This window comes from Micromonospora sp. NPDC004540 (genome assembly GCF_040610095.1).
Lineage (GTDB): Bacteria > Actinomycetota > Actinomycetes > Mycobacteriales > Micromonosporaceae > Micromonospora.
Window position 1 is genome coordinate 14,861 of record NZ_JBEXLR010000077.1, and the last position, 16,277, is coordinate 31,137.

General features: G+C 73.8%; 17 protein-coding genes and 2 tRNA genes. 8 read left to right on the plus strand and 11 right to left on the minus strand.

From position 1 onward, the window contains the following. Positions 1-110 precede the first annotated feature (110 nt). Together ABZV78_RS22820 and ABZV78_RS22825 are read right to left on the minus strand one after the other, a co-directional pair. Positions 111-1,409, minus strand: a complete 1,299-nt coding sequence (locus ABZV78_RS22820; RefSeq protein ID WP_355641537.1) for an Ig-like domain-containing protein — start codon at positions 1,407-1,409, stop codon at positions 111-113. Between the two features lie 215 nt (positions 1,410-1,624). Further along, on the minus strand, positions 1,625-2,890 hold the full coding sequence (locus ABZV78_RS22825) for an Ig-like domain-containing protein (protein WP_355641539.1): 1,266 nt from the start codon (positions 2,888-2,890) through the stop codon (positions 1,625-1,627). 187 nt (positions 2,891-3,077) lie between these two features. Here ABZV78_RS22825 and ABZV78_RS22830 point away from each other — a divergent pair. From ABZV78_RS22830 to ABZV78_RS22850, 5 genes are all read left to right on the plus strand, one after another. Then, positions 3,078-3,150, plus strand: a tRNA-Lys gene (locus tag ABZV78_RS22830). Between the two features lie 171 nt (positions 3,151-3,321). Then, positions 3,322-3,394 (plus strand) — tRNA-Lys (locus ABZV78_RS22835). A gap of 533 nt (positions 3,395-3,927) precedes the next feature. After that, on the plus strand, positions 3,928-4,515 hold the full coding sequence (locus tag ABZV78_RS22840; protein WP_355641541.1) for a hypothetical protein: 588 nt from the start codon (positions 3,928-3,930) through the stop codon (positions 4,513-4,515). A 175-nt stretch (positions 4,516-4,690) separates the two neighbouring features. Further along, on the plus strand, positions 4,691-5,557 hold the full coding sequence (locus ABZV78_RS22845; protein ID WP_355641542.1) for an LPXTG cell wall anchor domain-containing protein: 867 nt from the start codon (positions 4,691-4,693) through the stop codon (positions 5,555-5,557). 120 nt (positions 5,558-5,677) lie between these two features. Beyond that, positions 5,678-6,415 (plus strand): Clp protease N-terminal domain-containing protein, encoded by a 738-nt coding sequence (locus tag ABZV78_RS22850; RefSeq protein WP_355641544.1) that lies wholly within the window; start codon positions 5,678-5,680, stop codon positions 6,413-6,415. A 51-nt stretch (positions 6,416-6,466) separates the two neighbouring features. Here ABZV78_RS22850 and ABZV78_RS22855 read toward each other — a convergent pair whose 3' ends face one another. The 4 genes from ABZV78_RS22855 to ABZV78_RS22870 all read right to left on the minus strand — a co-directional run bounded on the left by ABZV78_RS22855 (position 6,467) and on the right by ABZV78_RS22870 (position 9,044). Next, complete coding sequence (locus ABZV78_RS22855) at positions 6,467-6,982, minus strand: hypothetical protein (protein ID WP_355641546.1); 516 nt, start codon at positions 6,980-6,982, stop codon at positions 6,467-6,469. A 101-nt stretch (positions 6,983-7,083) separates the two neighbouring features. Further along, positions 7,084-7,269, minus strand: a complete 186-nt coding sequence (locus tag ABZV78_RS22860) for a DNA repair protein (RefSeq protein ID WP_355641548.1) — start codon at positions 7,267-7,269, stop codon at positions 7,084-7,086. A gap of 64 nt (positions 7,270-7,333) precedes the next feature. Then, on the minus strand, positions 7,334-8,356 hold the full coding sequence (locus tag ABZV78_RS22865; RefSeq protein ID WP_355641550.1) for an ATP-binding protein: 1,023 nt from the start codon (positions 8,354-8,356) through the stop codon (positions 7,334-7,336). After that, positions 8,349-9,044 carry a response regulator transcription factor gene (locus ABZV78_RS22870; protein WP_355641552.1) on the minus strand — a complete coding sequence of 232 codons (696 nt, stop codon included), beginning with the start codon at positions 9,042-9,044 and terminating at the stop codon, positions 8,349-8,351. Before ABZV78_RS22870 ends, ABZV78_RS22865 begins: the two co-directional genes overlap by 8 nt. 127 nt (positions 9,045-9,171) lie before the next feature. On the opposite strand from ABZV78_RS22870, the gene ABZV78_RS22875 reads away from it, so the two are divergent. Then, a complete protein-coding gene (locus ABZV78_RS22875) occupies positions 9,172-9,837 on the plus strand; it encodes a GNAT family N-acetyltransferase (RefSeq protein ID WP_355641553.1) in 666 nt (221 codons plus the stop codon). Between the two features lie 180 nt (positions 9,838-10,017). Here ABZV78_RS22875 and ABZV78_RS22880 read toward each other — a convergent pair whose 3' ends face one another. Genes ABZV78_RS22880 through ABZV78_RS22890 form a run of 3 tightly spaced genes read right to left on the minus strand, consistent with a single transcriptional unit; the run spans position 10,018 to position 11,619 of the window. Further along, on the minus strand, positions 10,018-10,725 hold the full coding sequence (locus ABZV78_RS22880) for a TetR family transcriptional regulator (RefSeq protein WP_355641554.1): 708 nt from the start codon (positions 10,723-10,725) through the stop codon (positions 10,018-10,020). Continuing rightward, the gene (locus ABZV78_RS22885; RefSeq protein WP_355641555.1) at positions 10,658-11,158 is read right to left on the minus strand and encodes a DCC1-like thiol-disulfide oxidoreductase family protein; all 501 of its coding nucleotides are present in this window, start codon (positions 11,156-11,158) and stop codon (positions 10,658-10,660) included. Before ABZV78_RS22885 ends, ABZV78_RS22880 begins: the two co-directional genes overlap by 68 nt. After that, positions 11,155-11,619, minus strand: coding sequence for a hypothetical protein (locus ABZV78_RS22890; RefSeq protein ID WP_355641556.1), 465 nt, complete (start codon positions 11,617-11,619; stop codon positions 11,155-11,157). Before ABZV78_RS22890 ends, ABZV78_RS22885 begins: the two co-directional genes overlap by 4 nt. A 135-nt stretch (positions 11,620-11,754) precedes the next feature. Between ABZV78_RS22890 and ABZV78_RS22895 the strand changes: the two genes are divergently transcribed. Continuing rightward, complete coding sequence (locus ABZV78_RS22895) at positions 11,755-12,111, plus strand: STAS domain-containing protein (RefSeq protein ID WP_355641557.1); 357 nt, start codon at positions 11,755-11,757, stop codon at positions 12,109-12,111. A gap of 7 nt (positions 12,112-12,118) precedes the next feature. Here ABZV78_RS22895 and ABZV78_RS22900 read toward each other — a convergent pair whose 3' ends face one another. Together ABZV78_RS22900 and ABZV78_RS22905 are read right to left on the minus strand one after the other, a co-directional pair. Next, positions 12,119-13,315, minus strand: coding sequence for a PP2C family protein-serine/threonine phosphatase (locus ABZV78_RS22900; protein WP_355641559.1), 1,197 nt, complete (start codon positions 13,313-13,315; stop codon positions 12,119-12,121). Between the two features lie 36 nt (positions 13,316-13,351). After that, on the minus strand, positions 13,352-14,803 hold the full coding sequence (locus tag ABZV78_RS22905; protein ID WP_355641561.1) for a glycoside hydrolase family 3 N-terminal domain-containing protein: 1,452 nt from the start codon (positions 14,801-14,803) through the stop codon (positions 13,352-13,354). 123 nt (positions 14,804-14,926) lie between these two features. Between ABZV78_RS22905 and ABZV78_RS22910 the strand changes: the two genes are divergently transcribed. Next, a complete protein-coding gene (locus tag ABZV78_RS22910; RefSeq protein ID WP_355641563.1) occupies positions 14,927-16,102 on the plus strand; it encodes an ROK family transcriptional regulator in 1,176 nt (391 codons plus the stop codon). Positions 16,103-16,277: the final 175 nt, after the last annotated feature.

The window sequence follows — 16,277 nt, forward strand, 5'->3', positions numbered from 1 at the left end:
AGCCCCCTCCTGCGGGAGGGGGCTTCCGTCGTATCCGGGCCGGCTTGTTCCGGCCGGACAAACGCAGAGCGGCCCCCTCCGGGGTGGAGGAGGCCGCTCGGTGCCGTCGGTCAGGGGGTCGGCTCGACGCTCGGCTCGTCGGCGGCCGGGCTGGTGTCGTCGCCCGGCTCGGCCGGCGGCTCGTACGGCACGGCGCTGCCCTTGACGTACTCGTCCCAACTCATGTTCCAGTCGGTCCAGCCGTTGCCGTTCTGGAGCTTGCGCTCGGTGCCCTTCACCGTGATCGGGTCGCCCATGCGGGTGTTGGCGAAGAGCCAGTTGCCGTCCTTCATCGAGACGTTCACGCAGCCGTGCGAGACGTTGGTCCGGCCCTGCACGCCCTCCGACCAGGGTGCGGCGTGGATGAACTCGCCGCCCCAGGTGAGCCGCTGGGCGTAGTCGATCTCGGTGCGGTAGCCCTCCTCCGGGCCCAGCTCCTCCATGGTGTCGAAGACCGTGTGGCGGAGCTTCTCGATCACCACCATGGTGCCGCTGGACGACGGGGTGGTCTTCTTGCCGAGGCTCACCAGGATCGTCTTGATCACCTTGCCGTCCTTGGTGACCGTCATCCGCTTGGTGCGGTTCTCCACGGTCATCACGAACGACGGGCCGATCTTGATGTCGACGGTGAGGTCGGAGCGGCCGTACCAGCCGTCGCCGAGCGGCAGCCCACCCGCCTGCACCTTGTAGCTGACCGTGCTGTTGGCCTTCCAGTACACCTTCGGCCGGTAGTGCACCTCGGTCGGGCTCACCCAGTGCCAGATGCCCTCCTGGACGGGCTTGGCGGTGACCGTCATCCGGCGCTGCAGGTCGTCGCGGTAGTCCTCCGGGATGGCCCGGCCGAACTTGACGATCAGCGGCATGGCCACGCCGACGACCTGGTTGTCGCCGAGGAAGCTGGTGACCCGAATCTGCTTGCCCGGCTTCGCCATGGTGGTGAAGGTGCTGGTCGCGGTGGCCGGCTTGCCGTCGTCGCCGGTCGCGGTCACCGTGGCGGTGTACGTCTCGCCGTAGTCCAGCGCGCCGTCCGGCAGCCAGCTCTTCCCGTCCTTCGCGAGTTGGCCCTCGACGGCCTTGCCGGCGGAGTCCTTCAGCTCGACGGTGGTCTCCTCCGCGTCCTTCGTGGTGAAGCTGAGGGCGGTGGAGGCCGGCACGTCCTTGGCGTCGGCGGCGGGCTCGGTGATGGTGGCCGCCGCCTTCGGGCCGCTCTCCCCGCCGCCCTGCCAACTCGACGACTTGTCCCCGCCGTCGCCGCTGGTGCAGCCGGTCAGCGCCATGGCGGCGGCGAGCACCGCGGCCGCGAACACGCGGCGTCGCCCGCCGCGCCGGGCGGTCCCGCCCCGGATCAGCTCGTCCTGGCTAGCTCGCATGTTTCCCTCACAGTCGTGGTCCCGGGTCCCATCGTCCCCTACAGACGCACCGGAACGGTTACCCGTTGCCGGCTGTGAACCGAAACACCCCGCCCGTGATGTAACGATTCCGATATCGTGCGGCGCTTTGTCGAGCGGAGTGGTCTCCCCTCCGCCCCGGCGGTACGCGGACGAACGGCCACCGACAGTGGCGCGTCCGCCCACGTTACGCCTGCTCAGAAGGGCGAGCCCTGGCCGCCCTCGGGCACCGGCAGGGCGCTGCCCTCGACGAACTGCCGCCAGCTCATGCTCCAGGCCGTCCAGCCGTTGCCCGGCTCCAGCCGGCGGTCGGTGCCCTTCACCGTGATCGGGTCGCCGACCAGCGTCTTGCCGAAGAGCCACCGGCCCATCGCCATCGAAACGTTGACGCAGCCGTGCGAGACGTTCTGCCGGCCCTGCACGCCCTCCGACCAGGGCGCCGCGTGGATGTACTCGCCGCCCCAGGTGAGCCGCTGGGCGAAGTCGATCTCGGTGACGTACTGGTTACGGGGGTCCGGCTCGTCGCGGGTGTCGAAGACCGTGGACTCCTTCTTCTCCATCACCACCATGGTGCCGCTGGAGGAGGGGGTGCTCTTCTTGCCCAGGCTCACCGGCAGGGTGCGGATCACCGCGCCGTTCTCGTACACCGTCATCTGCTTGGTGGCGTTGTCGACCTTCATCTCGAAGGCCCGGCCGATCTTGGCGGTGGCGCTCCGGTCGACGTTGCCGTAGCGGCCGTTGCTGAGCGGGATCCCGGCCAGCGCCAGCCGGACGGTGATCGTGGTGCCCGGCTTCCAGTACTCCGGCGCCCGGTAGTAGGCCTGCGTGCCGTTGTAGAGCCAGTGCCAGGCGCCCGGCTGCGGCGGGTCGGTCTGCACGAACATCCGCTTCTGCACCGCGGCGCGATCCTTCTTCGGGATGCCCGGGGAGAACTCGGCGACCACCGGCATGGCCACCCCGTACGTCTTGCCGCTGAACATGTAGAGCCCGGAGCCGATCATCGACTTCGGCTTGGCCATCGTGGTGAAGCTGCTGGTGCCCTGCCGGGTCTGGCCGTCCGCGCCGGCGCCGGTGACCGTGGCGGTGTACCGGGTCGCGTACTTCAGCGGGGCCGACGGCACCCAGGACGAGCCGTCCCGGCGCAGTCGCCCGGCGACGGTCGCGCCGTTGGCGGCGGTGAGGACGACCTTCGACACCTTGCCGCCACCCGGGATCCGGGCGCTGATCTCGGTGCTGACGGGGCGCTTGTCGGACCCGTCGGCCGGACTCACCGCCAGCGCCGGCAGGGCGGGCTGGCTCGGCTCGCCCGACGTGCCCGGCGACGGGGTCTCGGCCGCGTCGCCCTGCTGCGCGCCGGCCACGAACGCCGGCTTCTTCTGGTCGTCGCCGCACCCGGTCAGTGCCAGCGACGCCGTGAGGACCAGGGCACCCACCATCGCCCCGGCCCGCGCGAACCTGCCCATCCCCACCTCTGTTCTCGCGTGCCTGGCGGACATCGTGCCGCATGAGGGCCCGTACACTGCGCCCCGTCGCCGGACAGCTGCGAACTTTGCGGGCTTTCGCCGCTTAAGCTCGACCGAAGGGTGGAGCCCGGTATCGGATTGGAACCCGGCTCGGCGCGCGTGCTAAGGTTCTCCCCGTTGTCAGCGAGCGCCGCTAGCTCAACTGGCAGAGCAGCGGACTCTTAATCCGCGGGTTCGGGGTTCGAGTCCCTGGCGGCGCACAACAAGCGAAACTCAGGCCCGGTGCGATGCACCGGGCCTGAGTTCTGTCTGCCACAGGGTGCCCTGTTTCGGCCCTGGGTCGGGGTCGGGCGGCACCCGCGGTGGAACGGGTGGCCGCCCCTGGCGGGGGCCACTCGGCGGCGTGTTAACGTTCCTGCCGTTGCCGGCGAGCGCCGCTAGCTCAACTGGCAGAGCAGCGGACTCTTAATCCGCGGGTTCGGGGTTCGAGTCCCTGGCGGCGCACGGTTCGGTCAGGCCCGGTCCTCCTCGGACCGGGCCTGACGCCCTTCCGGCCCACCCCACCCCCCACCCCGTCCAAGGGTCTCGCCTGTCCGACATCGTCTGCGCCGTCGTGCGGCGAATGTCCGGTTCCCGCCCAACGCGACCGCTTGAGTGGAACGCCATGGATGTCTCCGGGGTCGGGATGCCTCCATGGCGTTCCACCGACGGGCGTCGAGCTGGGGCGAGTGTCCGTTTCGTGCGGGTGGTCGGCGTGGCCGGCGGCACCCTGGCGGTGGAATGGCCGGTGGGTGGGGGTCGTTGTATCCCCGTGCACGACCGAGGAGGACGCCCCGCCGGTCGGGGTGGCCGGGCCCGGAATGATGGTGGGCCGCCGGTCGTTGTACATGGTCCCGGCGCGACGAAGAGGCTCTCGCCCCGCGCGCCGATGATCCCCCAAGACTTTTGAGCGCCTGACGGCGCTTGCGCACACCACCACCCCTAGCCGACCCCCGTCGGCGTGTGTGTGCGCCAACCCCCGAATGGAGCTACCCCCCATGAACACGATGCTGCGTAAGAGCGTGCTGGGTATTGCTGGTCTGGCTTTCGCCGGTGGTCTGGCCGCCGGTCCGCTGAACCATCACGAGGCGGCGCCGACGGCGGGGCTGTCGGAGGCGGCGGTGGTGCAGGCCGAGAAGCCGGACGCGGGCAAGCTGATCCCGCATGGTGTGCAGGGCGCGCAGTCGCGGATCGACCTGAGCGACGAGCAGGTGGGCAACGCGAAGGCGATCATCGCGGCGACGAAGAAGGCTGGTCTCCCGGAGCGGGCGGCGGTGGTCTCGATCGCGACGTCGCTGCAGGAGTCGAAGCTGGAGAACCTGGGCCACCTCGGCGACCGCAACGACCATGACTCGCTGGGCCTGTTCCAGCAGCGCCCGTCCAGCGGTTGGGGCACGCCGGAGCAGATCACCGACCCCGAGTACTCGACGCTGGCGTTCCTCAAGGGTCTGAAGCAGGTCGACGGCTGGCAGGACATGCCGCTGACCGAGGCCGCGCAGACCGTGCAGGTCTCGGCCTACCCGGACGCCTACGCCCAGTGGGAGCAGCAGGCCGCCGACATCGTCAACCAGTACTGGAACAGCTGACACACGCAAGCTGGCCGGCACCCCGAACACGGGGTGCCGGCCAGCGGCGTCTCCACCCCGGGCTATGGCGTGGACCACAGTGGATGCGCGCGACCGGTATGCGGCATTCGCCGGGCCCCGCCGCCCGGCGCGGGTGAGTAGGGTCTTGCGGTCATCCTGAATACGGGGGTTTCGCATGACCGTACGTTTCGCCGCCCGCCTCGCCCTGGGGGCCTCGGTCCTCGCCGCCGGCGTCGCCGCCCTGCCGGCCGCCGGGCACGCCGCTCCGGCCCTGGACAGCGCCACGCTGGCCGCCGTCACCGAGCTGGACCCGGCCACGGGCCTCAACCTGAAGTACCCGGTCAAGCCCGGCGAGGTGGTGCCGGCCGCGCTCGGCGTGACCAACCTCGGCGACGCTCCGGTTCAGGGGCTCGTGGTCCAGATCCGGGTGCTCGACGACCTGGACCTCGCCGTCAAGCACGACAACTGCTGGTACGCGGTGGACAGCAACCTGGAGGCCGCCTGGTGCGAGTTCGACAGCGAGCTGGCCGCGAAGCAGACCCTCGCGATCGTCGGTGACGTGGTGACCGCCAAGGCCGACGCGCGGCCCGACAAGGTCACCTCGATCGTCTTCCGCTGGTACAGCAAGGAGTGGGTCGACGCCCAGGGTGGCGTGCAGAAGCTCGCCGACGGCGACGCCGGCCAGGGCACCACGGCGGTACGCGGCACCGAGGCGGCCCTGACGCTGGCCGAGCGGGAGCTGCCGCTGCCGGAGACGCCGCGGGCGATCAACTTCGCGTACGCCCAGCTCGTGACGCCGCCGACCACCCAGCCCACCCCGACCCCCGGGGCGACCCCGACCGCCACCCCGACGGGCGGCACCGAGCCGACGGCCGTGCCCAGCGGAACCCCGGGCGCGCCCGGCGAGAGTGGCGCCGGCGGCGGTCTGCCGGTGACCGGCGCGAACATCGGCGTCCTGGCCGGGGTTGGCGGCGCGCTGCTGCTGCTCGGCGGGGGCGGTTACCTGATCGCCCGGCGTCGCCGTACCCGCTTCGTCGCCTGATCGCACGCTCCACCAGGCGCCCCGGCCCGCTCTCGCGGGTCGGGGCGCTTCGTCGTCCGCGCCCCGGGAGATCGTCAACCGGTGGTTGACGCGGCGTGGTCGTCAACCTATGGTTGACGCATGGAGGAGACCGAGCCGCTGAAGATGGACCATCCGGTACGCCTCGACGAGCTGATCGAGGGCATCAAGAAGGTGCACGGCGACGCGCTGGACCAGCTCGCCGGCGCCGTCCTGGTCGCCGACCACCTGGGCGACATCGCCGACCACCTGATTGGGCACTTCGTCGACCAGGCCCGCCGGTCGGGGGCCTCCTGGACGGAGATCGGCCGCAGCATGGGGGTGAGCAAGCAGGCCGCCCAGAAGCGGTCCGCCGCGAAGGCCGAAACGGCCGCCGCGCTCGACCCGAACGCCGGGTTCGGCCGGTTCACCCAGCGAGCCCGCAACGTGGTGCTGTCCTCGCAGGAGGAGGCACGCGCCGCCGGCAACGCGGAGATCACCCCGGGGCACGTCGCCCTCGGCCTGCTCGCCGAGCCGGAGGGGCTCGCCGCCGCGCTGATCGTGGCTCGGGGCGTACCCCTGGAGCGGCTGCGGGAGGCGGTCAGCGGGACCCTGCCGGCGAAGGCCGACCAGGTCCCGGACCTCATCCCCTACGACGCGCGGGCCAAGAAGGTCCTGGAGCTGACCTTCCGGGAGGCGCTGCGACTCGGCCACAACTACGTCGGCACCGAGCACATCCTGCTCGCCCTGCTCGAGGAGGAGGGCGGCGACGGCGTGCTCACCGGGCTCGGGCTGGAGAAGGCGGCTCTGGAGTCCGCGGTCGAGGGCGCCCTGGCCGAGATCACCCGCAAGCGGGCCTGACCCGCACCGGCCGGGCACGCGCCACGGGGGCGCGTGCCCGGCGTCGGGGCGTCAGGCGGTGGGGAAGCCGTAGCGGGCCGCGTGCTCCGGGTCGGCCGGGTCGACCTGGCGGATCCCCGCGTCCGCGAGGCGCTTGTTCACCTCGTCGAGCTGCTCGCGGACCAGTCGGGCCTCCTCCTCGGTGACCCGGCCGCGGTGTGGCTTGCCGGCGTGCTCGACGGTGCCGTAGTCGATCTTCTCGGCGACCCGCCGGGCCTTCGGCGGCTTGACCCGCTCGGCGGTGCGCAGCAGTTGCGCCATCGGCACGTCGGTGGCCATCGCGTCGAACTCGCTGGCGGTGAGCACGACCCGGCGCGGCTCGCCCCCGCCGTGCTTGTCGTGGATCTCGACGACGGCCACGTCCAGCGCCGCGTCGTCGATGCTCTCCACCTCGACCGGGGTGGCGTCCAGTCGCACGGGCCCGGCGACCAGGTCCGGGTGCTCCAGCACGACGACCTTGACCACCTCGTCGTCGGGGCGCAGCACCTGGCCGCTGAAGTCGGAGACGTGGATCGTCTTCTTGCCCATGCGCGGAGCTTCTCCTGTCGTAGGCCGGGTTTCGGACCACAAGACGCTACCGGACAGGTGTGCCAAAGCTCCGCGTGGAGCGCCCGGGTGTGTCGTACGGGTCAGCGGGCGGTGAGGCCGCGCCGGGTGGAGGCGCCGGCCGGCAGCGCGTTCAGCTCGGCCCAGGAGAGTGTCCGCCGGCGAGCCCCCCGGTAGTCGGCTTGCGCCGGGAACCGCCCGGCGGCCTCGACGGCCTGCCAGCGCTGCTCGGTGTCCTGCTGGTACCGGTCGTTCGGCTGATTCGGCATGACCATTACCGTCCCAGAGAAACTTGTACATGTATGGAAATGAATATGACGCGGGATCGATGGGTCAGGTTCCCACGGCGGGCAACCGGACGACGAACCGGCAGCCGTCGGTGACGTTCTGAACGTCTACCCGCCCGCCGTGTGCCTCAATCAGCCCGCGCACGATGGCCAGCCCCAGCCCGCCCGAGCCTCCGCCGTCGGCCGCGCGCGGGGTCCGCGCCGGCTCGCCCCGGAACGCCACGTCGAACACCCGGGGCAGGTCGCGCTCCGGGATCCCGCCGCAGGTGTCCGCGACGGCCAGCCAGGCCGTGTCGGCGTCCCGGCCGGCGTCCACCCGGACGGTGCCGTCCTCCGGGGTGTAGCGGATCGCGTTGAGCAGCAGGTTCCCCACCACCCGGGCCAGTTCCGGCTCGCTCGCGGTCACCGTCGGCCAGCCCGACTCGGGGGCGAGGAGCCGGATCCGGCGCGCGGCGGCCAGCGGCGCGGTGCCGGCCAGCGCGTCGGACACCACGTCGCCGAGCGGCACCGCGGAGAGCGACAGCCGCAGCGCGCCGGCATTGATCCGGGACAGCTCGAACAGGTCGTCGACCAGCCGGGTCATCCGGTCGGTCTCCAGCCGGATCCGGCGGTGGTACTCGGCCACCGTCGCCGGGTCGCCCACCACCCCGTCCTCCAGCGCCTCGGCCATAGCCCGCAGCCCGGCGAGCGGGGTGCGCAGGTCATGCGAGACCCAGGCGACCAGGTCCCGGCGTCCCTTCTCGATCCGGCGCTCCCGCTCCCGGGCCTGGTCGGCCCAGACGGCCGCGGCGGCCAGCCGGCGACCGAACAGCCAGCCGACTCCGAGGCTCACCACCGCGGCGGCGGAGAGCGTGGTCAGCACCACCTCGAGGTCGTGCGGGGAGAGGAACATGGCCTCGGCGACCACCGCCACCCCGGCGGCCACCGCGCCGACCGTCGTGGCGAGCAGCACGGCGATGTGCACGGTGATCGACCGGCCGCGCAGCGACCGCAGCGCCACCGCGCCGGCCAGCCCGACGGCGAGCGCCGCGACCAGCGCCGCCCCGAAGATCAGCGCCAGGTCACGCATCGGCCGGCTCGTACCGGTAGCCGACGCCCCAGACGGTGACGATCCGGCGGGGGGCCGCCGGGTCGGCCTCGATCTTCTCCCGGAGCCGCCGCACGTGGACGGTCACCGTCGACTGGTCGCCGAAGCGCCACCCCCAGACCCGCTCCAGCAACTCGGCCCGGCGGAACGCCCGCGCCGGGTGCCGCATCAGGTGCGCCAGCAGGTCGAACTCGCGCAGGGTCAGGGTCAGCTCCCGGCCGTGCAGGCGGGCCACCCGCGGGCCGGTCGCCACCTCCAGGCCGCCGTCGGCGAGCAGTTCCGGGGGTGCGCCGGCCGGGTCGCCGCCGGCCCGGCGCAGCACCGAGCGGACCCGCAGCACCAGTTCGCGCGGGGAGAACGGCTTGCTCAGGTAGTCGTCCGCGCCCAGTTGCAGGCCGAGGACCCGGTCGGCCTCGTCTCCGCGGGCGGTGAGCATGACGATGGGTACGCCGTCCGGCCGCTCCCGCAACCGCCGGCAGACCTCCAGCCCGTCCAAAACCGGGAGCATGAGGTCGAGCACCACCAGGTGCGGCGGGCGCCGGGCCACGGCGGCCAGGGCGGCGGCCCCGTCGCCGACGTGGTCGACCTCGTAGCCGGCGTGCTCCAGGTAGCGGCAGACCACGTCGGCGACCGTGCGGTCGTCGTCGACCACCAGCACCCGTTGCGCCACGGCGCACCTCCCCGTACCGGGGGCCAGCGTAGCCATGGGGAAGCGGTCGGAACATTGCCGAGTTCTTACGGCGTCGGGCAGGCGGATCGGGCGCGCCGGACGGGCGGGGCGGGCGTACCGTGATCACGTGCTCGACCGGCGGCTGTTCCTGCACCTGGCGACCTGGTTGGGGCAGTGGCCGGCGGGTCCCGGGCTGCACGTGGTCCGGTCGCACCGGCGGGCCCGGCCGGCCTGGGACGGGCGGCTGCGCCCGGCCATCGCGGTCGCCTCCCCGGAGTGCGCGCTCCTCTCGGTGCCGCCGGACCGGGCGGGCGCGGTCCGGGACCTGATCCGGGAGCGACCCGGCGGCCGGCTGCTGCCCGCCCTCCCGGCGGCGGTCGGGACGCCCGAGTTCACCACCCACGCCGGGCTGTTCCGGTGGAGCACCGCACCGGCCCCGCTGCCGGACGCGGGCGAGTGGGTCGCGCCGACCGCGCCCGGGCTGCCGCCCTGGCTGCGGCTGTTCGACCGGGAGGTGCTGGTGGTCCGGGACGCCGACGGGGCGTACCTGGCCGGCGCGGGGATCAAGCGGCACGACGCGCACGGGCACGAGCTGGCCGTGGGCACGGTGTCGGCGGCGCGCGGGCGCGGGCTGGCCCGCCGGCTGGTCGCCCAGGCGGCCCGGCGGGTGCTGGACGAGGGAGCGGTCCCCACCTACCTGCACAACCACGGCAACCACGCCTCGGCGCGGGTGGCGGAGGCGGCCGGCTTCCCGGACCGGGGCTGGACCTCGTACGGGGTCTTCCCGCGGTGACCGAGGCGGGCGCGGACCGTGGATCCCGGGCCGGATCCACGGTCCGCGGCCTCTCCCCCCAGGTCCGACCCTGGTAACGCTAAGTGTCCGTTGCGTGTCGGGCAAGGGGTGAGGGGCCGGTGACCCCTGTCCGGTTACGGACTTGACCTGCGATCCGGTCCGGCCGGGTGGCCGGAGTGGTCAGTGACGCAACGTGTGGATCAGGGCGACAACCTGGCGGGTCACCGGGCGCAGCACCCGGAGCCGGGACAGCCCCACCAGCCGGTCGACCAGCGGGACCGCGCCGTCGATGAGCTGGCGGGTCTTGGCCTGGCCGGGGGAGCGGTCGTGCACCCAGTAGAGCACCACGCCCATGTAGCCGAGCCAGAGCAGCTCCGGCAGCGGCTCGCGCAGGTCGGCGTCCACCTTGGTGGTCGAGCCCTCCAGCACCTCGCGGAAGAGCGCGACCGACGCCTCCCGCGGCTCGGACGACTCGGTGGAGAACGGGCTGAGCGGCGAGGTCGGCTCGGCCGCCGTCTTGAAGAAGCTGGCGGCGAACGAGTGGTACGGCGTCAGCACGTCCACCCCGGCGTGCAGCACGGCGGCCAGCCGGGCGGCGAAGTCCGACTCCCGGGCCAGCGCGGGCGCGGCCACCACCCGGTGTTCCCGCTGGGTGTCCGCGTAGAACTCCTGGATCAGGTGTTCCTTGGAGCCGAAGTAGTAGTAGGCGTTGCCCACGGCCACGCCGGCCTCCTGGGCGATGGCACGCATGGTGGTGCGCGCGTACCCCCGCTCGCGGAACAGCCGCATGGCGGTGTCCAGGATCAGCTGGCGGGTCTGCTCACCCCGGGCCGTCGCCCCGGTGCTCGGGCCACCCGCAGCGGTCGTCGGCGCAGTCTGCTCGGTCATCGTCGTCACCGTATCCCGGGTCGGGCCGGGGTTCCCGGACCAGCTCACGTACCGCGGAGGCGGTCGTCACCACCCGCCGGGCCAGCGGCAGCAGGTGCGGGCGGGCCAGCCGCTCGGCCGCCGCGCGGTGGTCGGCCAGGGCCCAGAGGCAGGCGAACCAGGCGCCGTCGCCCGCGTAGACCGCGCCGGTGTCGGCCACCACGGTCAGGTCCCGCAGCGTGGCGTCGTGGTCGAGCCCGGGGAAGCGCCGCCGGGCCTCCGCCGACCCGGCCGGCACGAACTCCAGGGGCACGAGCTGGGCGCGCGACGCGAGCCACTGCCGGGCGGTTCGGCACAGCGGGCAGTGCGCGTCGTAGAGGACGGTGAACCCGCGGATCCCACCGGCCCCGTGCCCGGTGGGATCCGTCGGGCGCCCGCCCGGGACGGGCGTCATCGTGGCGGGGCGGGCGGCGTCTGCCCCGGCGTCGGTCCGGCCGGGTTGACCGGTCGGGGGCCGCCCTGCTGCGGGAGGTAGCCGACCGGGGCGAGCGGCGGGTGGGTGGCCGCCTGCTGGCGCAGTCGCCCGCGCCGGTAGCGGCCGAGCGCGAAGACGTTGAAGAAGTGCAGCGCGCCGAGGACCAGCAGCACCAGGCCCACCTTCATGGAGAGCTGTTCCAGCGCCTCGCTGGTGGTGCCCACCGGGTCGGCCTCCTTCATGGCCACCGTGACGTAGCCGAGGTTGAGCAGGTAGAAGCCGACCACCAGCAGGCTGTTGACCGCGTCGGCCAGCCGCTTGTCGGAGAAGACGTCCTCCAGGAACACCAGCCCGTTGCGGGAGAGCGCCCGGGCCACCCAGACGGTCAGCCCGATGCTGACCGCCAGGTAGACCAGGTACATCCAGACCTTGACGTCCATCGCCGCCGCCTTTCTTGAACGCGTTCAAATCGAAGTCCGGCTCAGCGTACGTCAGTTTTTGAACGTGTTCAAGTACGCCGGATGGCGCGCGGCCGGTATGGTCGCGGCGGCGTTGGCGGAGCGGACGGGCGGGTCATGGAGATCGGTGCGCGGGACGAGAGGGCGGGCCGGCTGGTCCTCAGCCCGGTCGGCGACCTCGACATGGCCGGGGTGCCCGCGTTCGACCGGGCGCTCGACCGTGTGCTGGACCGGCCGGACCTGGTGGAGGTCGTGGTCGACCTCGCCGCGGTCCCGTTCCTCGACTCGACCGGGGTGGCCGCCCTGCTGCGCGGCGCCGCGGAGGCGGTCGGCCGGGGCGCCACCCTCCGGGTGACCGACCCGCAGCCGGTGGTCGCCCGGGTGCTGCGGATGACCGCCGTCGACGTCCTGCTCGGCTGGTCGGACGGGCGGGACGACGGCGCCGTGGAACCCGGCTGGCGCCGGTTGCGCTGAGCCCGCCTCAGGGCTCCACCCGGGCCGCCGCGGCGCCGGACCACTCCACCAGCACCATGGTGGCGTCGTCGCGGGAGGCGGTGCCCCGGTACGCGGCCACGGCCCGGCTCAGCCGGCGCAGCGTCTCCGGTGCGGGCAACTCCGAGCCGATGTGCCGCTCGGCGAGGTCGGCGAGCCGGGGCAACCCGAACATCTCCCCGGCCGCGTCGCGGGCCTCGGTCACCCCGTCGGTGTAGAGCAGCAGCCGGTCCTCCGGCTCCAGCCGGGCCTCGCCCGGCTCGCCGCCGGGCAGGTTCAAACCGAGCGGCGGGCGCCGGCCGCCGGTCAGGGCGCGCACGGCCCGGCCCCGGCGCAGCAGCACCGGGGCGGGATGCCCGCAGTTGACGTACCGGACCCGGCCCGTGTCGACCTCGACCTCGGCCAGGACGGCGGTCACGAACCGCCCGTCCCGCCACTGGCTGCGCAGGGCCGCCTCCACCGCGACCACCTGGTCCATCAGCCCGCCGCCGGTGCGCCGGGCGGCCCGCAGCGCGGCGAGCGCCACCGCGGTGGTCAGCGTCGCCGGCAGCCCGTGCCCGACCCCGTCCAGCACCGCGAGCGCGAGCCGGCCACCGTCCAGCGCGTAGTCGAACGCGTCCCCGCCCACCTCGTAACAGGGCTCCAGGATCGCGCTGATCGCGACCGTGTCGAGGGCGAAGGTGAGCGGCGGGAGCAGTTGCCAGAGCAGCTCGGCGGAGACCGCCACGGGCTCGCTCCGCCGGACGCGCTGGAGCCCGTCCCCGTACGAGATCTTGCTGGTCACCAGGTGCCCGATCAGGCCGGCGATCAGCCGGCAGCCGTCCCGGAGGGCGGGGTCGTCCGGGTCGGCCCCGTCCGGCAGCCGGACCTCCAGCAGGCCCAGCCGGGCGGTGCCGTTGACCACCGGCACCCAGAGCCGGCCGTCCTGCCCGGCCCGCGCCCGGACCTCGGTGTAGGCGCGGCCGGGCAGGCTGGCCTCGATCGGCAGCGGATCCGGCAGCGGTCGACCCGGCTCGGGCAGCGGGCGCAGCGACTCCTGCTCGACGTCCACCACGTAGATCGTGATGGCCACGCCGAGCTCGCGCACCGCCGCGGTCACCGCCGTGGGCAGCGCGTCCGGGGGCACCCGGTGAGACCGGGCGACCAGGTCGGCAACCGCCCGATGCCAGGGCTCCACGGCGCTCATCCGGACCCTGTACCCCGAAAACGGGCCGGGCAGACCTCAGCCGGCCAGACCGAGCACCTGCGCCGCCGCGCGACCGTTGGCGTGGCTGGCGCCGTACGTGGTGACGAAGGCCCGGGCGCCGGTGGGACGCCAGGCGCTCGGCCAGCCCATCTCCACCACGGTCACCGGGTGGGTGGCGGCCAGCGCGTCGACCAGTTCCCGCGCCCCGGGCAACCGGTGCAAGTGGCGGCCGACCAGCACGATCGGCCGCTCCCCGGCGCGGCCGCGCAGCTCGTCCGGGTCGGTCTCACCGGCGACCGCGCGGACCTCCTCGGCCCCGGCCAGGTGCGGGCCCAGCCCCCACGGCACCCGCCCCTCGGCGATGGTGGAGGTGGCGTGCACCTGCACCACCAGCGGAGCGGTCAGGCCGGTGACGTCGCCTTCGACGCGCACCGCACGCAGGGCGGCGGCGTAGCCGAGGCCGTCCGGCGTGGTGGCCGCGCTGCCGCCCGCGGCGGTCCAGGCGGCCAACTCGGCGGCCCGGCCGGCGGCCTCCTCGACCCGGGCCCGGTCCAGCCGGCCGTCCACGAGCGCGGTCACGATCTCCTCGACGACGTGCGTCACCAGGCCGGCGTCGACCTTGGCGCCGATGCAGAGCAGGTCCGCCCCGGCGGCCAGCGCGCGGATGGCGGCCGGTCCCACCCCGCCGGCGGCCAGCGCGGCGCCCTTCATCTCCAGGGCGTCGGTGATCACAGCGCCGGTGAAGCCGTACTCGTGGCGCAGCAGGTCGACCAGGACGGCCCGGCTGAAGGTGGCCGGGCCGTCGCCGGTCAGCGCGGGCACCCGGATGTGCGCGGTCATGACGGCGCGGACGCCGGCCTCGATGACCGCGGCGAACGGCGGCAGGTCCCGCTCGCGCAGCACGGCCGGCGGCACGTCGACGGTGGGCAGCTCGTAGTGGGAGTCGGCGACCGTCGCGCCGTGCCCGGGGAAGTGCTTGGCGCAGGCGGCCACGCAGGCGGACTGGAGGCCGGCGACCGCGGCGGCCGAGTGGGCGGCCACCCGGGCCGGGTCGGCGCCGAACGAGCGGGTGCCGATCACCGGGTTCTCGTCGGCGCTGTTCACGTCGACGGTCGGGGCGAGGTCCAGGTTGATGCCGAGGGCGGCCAGCTCGGCGCCGATGGCCGCGTACACCTGGCGGGTCAGGATCGGGTCGTCGACCGCGCCGAGGGCGGCGTTGCCCGGGTACGGGCTGCCGGTGGCGTGCGCCAGCCGGGTGACGTCCCCGCCCTCCTCGTCGATCGCGATGAGCACGTCCGGGCGGCCGGCGCGCAGCGCGGCGGTGGTCGCCGCCACCTGGGCCGGGTCGTGGATGTTGGTGCCGAACAGGGTGTGCCCGGCGAGCCCCTCGGCGAGCAGGTCGACCGCCCAGTCGGGCGGGATCGGCCCGGGGTACGCCGCCAGCAGCGTGCCCAGCGCGAGCCGCCGGAGTCCTGGATCCAACCCCACGAGTATCCCCTTTCCCTGCCGGGTCGTCCGACGGCCCCGGACCGGGGTGGCCGATACGCTAACGGACACCCCTCGGCAGGCGTTTTGTGGTTAGCAAACTTTACTGAAAATTGAGGACGTGGCATGAGTGCGACCCGGCTGCCCGGCACCCCCCGACTGTTGCGGGCGCTCAACGATCGCGCCGCGCTGGAGTTGCTGCTCGAGCAGGGGCCACTGACCCGGGCGCGGATCGGCGAGCTGACCGGGCTCTCCAAGGTCACCGCGTCCCAGCTGGTCGAACGCCTGGAGGAGCGCGGCCTGGTCACCCGGGTCGGCGAGCAGGCCGGCGGGCGGGGCCCGAACGCCCAGCTCTACGCGGTCCGCCCGGGCAGCGCGTACGTGGTCGGCGTGGACGTCGGCGCCGAGCGCGTGGTGGCCGCCTGCGCCGACATCACCGGGGCGGTGATGGGCCGGGTCGAGCAGTCCACGAAGGATACCGACGACCCGGTCGGTGTGGTGCACAACGCGGTGGTCCAGGCGGCCAGCAGCGCCGGCGCGGAGCTGTCCAGCGTGCGGCGGGTCGTGCTGGGCACCCCCGGTCTGGTCGACCCGGGCACCGGCGACATCACCTTCGCGTTCAACCTGCCGCGCTGGCACCGCGGGCTGCTGGCCGCGCTCCGCGAGGACCTGCACACCCCGGTGGTCTTCGAGAACGACGTGAACCTGGCCGCGGTGGCCGAGGCACAGTCCGGCGCGGCGCAGGGGACGGCGGACTTCGTCCTGGTCTGGCTGGACGCCGGTGTCGGCCTCGCGATCATGCTGGGCGGGCGGCTCCACCACGGCAGCAGCGGCGCGGCCGGCGAGATCGGCTACCTGCCGGTGCCCGGCGTGCCCATCCCGCGGGACGTGTCGAAGCGGGCCAAGCCGGCGTTCCAGCAGCTCGCGGGCGCCGACGCGGTCCGCGCGGTGGCCGCCGAGCACGGCTTCGCCGCGGCCGGCGCGGCCGACGCGGTGCGCGCGGCCGTCGCCGCCGGCGCCGACGGCGGCCCGATGCTCGACGAGTTGGCCCGCCGGCTGGCGCTCGGGGTGGCGAGCACCTGCGTGGTGCTCGACCCGCCGCTGGTGGTGCTGGCCGGCGAGGTGGGGCGGGCCGGCGGGGCGGCGCTCGCCGAGCGGGTGCAGCACGAGGTCGCCGCGATCACCCTGGTCCGGCCCCGGGTGGTGAGCACCGGGCTGACCGAGGAGCCGATCCTGCGCGGCGCGCTGCGCACCGCCCTGGACGCGGTGCGCGACGAGGTGTTCGGCTCGACGGTCGGCTGACCGCCGGCCCGTCGTCGCCCGTGCCGCCATGTGAAGGAATTCTTCACGAGGCGGCGAATCTCTGCAAGGAGTTGCCGGTGCGCCGCGCCCTTCACTACCGCCATCCGGAGAACCAGCTGGGCCGGTCCATGCGGATCGCTTTGGCGTGGCAGGACGTCGAGGCCGTGGCGACCGG

Coding starts and splice junctions, on each gene's coding strand:
- ABZV78_RS22820 (WP_355641537.1), bottom strand. CDS start 1,409: ATGCGAGCTAGCCAGGACGAGCTGATCCGGGGCGGGACCGCCCGGCGC.
- ABZV78_RS22890 (WP_355641556.1), bottom strand. CDS start 11,619: ATGGACGTCAAGGTCTGGATGTACCTGGTCTACCTGGCGGTCAGCATC.
- ABZV78_RS22850 (WP_355641544.1), top strand. CDS start 5,678: ATGGAGGAGACCGAGCCGCTGAAGATGGACCATCCGGTACGCCTCGAC.
- ABZV78_RS22895 (WP_355641557.1), top strand. CDS start 11,755: ATGGAGATCGGTGCGCGGGACGAGAGGGCGGGCCGGCTGGTCCTCAGC.
- ABZV78_RS22825 (WP_355641539.1), bottom strand. CDS start 2,890: ATGGGCAGGTTCGCGCGGGCCGGGGCGATGGTGGGTGCCCTGGTCCTC.
- ABZV78_RS22860 (WP_355641548.1), bottom strand. CDS start 7,269: ATGCCGAATCAGCCGAACGACCGGTACCAGCAGGACACCGAGCAGCGC.
- ABZV78_RS22900 (WP_355641559.1), bottom strand. CDS start 13,315: ATGAGCGCCGTGGAGCCCTGGCATCGGGCGGTTGCCGACCTGGTCGCC.
- ABZV78_RS22865 (WP_355641550.1), bottom strand. CDS start 8,356: ATGCGTGACCTGGCGCTGATCTTCGGGGCGGCGCTGGTCGCGGCGCTC.
- ABZV78_RS22840 (WP_355641541.1), top strand. CDS start 3,928: ATGAACACGATGCTGCGTAAGAGCGTGCTGGGTATTGCTGGTCTGGCT.
- ABZV78_RS22910 (WP_355641563.1), top strand. CDS start 14,927: ATGAGTGCGACCCGGCTGCCCGGCACCCCCCGACTGTTGCGGGCGCTC.
- ABZV78_RS22845 (WP_355641542.1), top strand. CDS start 4,691: ATGACCGTACGTTTCGCCGCCCGCCTCGCCCTGGGGGCCTCGGTCCTC.
- ABZV78_RS22885 (WP_355641555.1), bottom strand. CDS start 11,158: ATGACGCCCGTCCCGGGCGGGCGCCCGACGGATCCCACCGGGCACGGG.
- ABZV78_RS22880 (WP_355641554.1), bottom strand. CDS start 10,725: ATGACCGAGCAGACTGCGCCGACGACCGCTGCGGGTGGCCCGAGCACC.
- ABZV78_RS22855 (WP_355641546.1), bottom strand. CDS start 6,982: ATGGGCAAGAAGACGATCCACGTCTCCGACTTCAGCGGCCAGGTGCTG.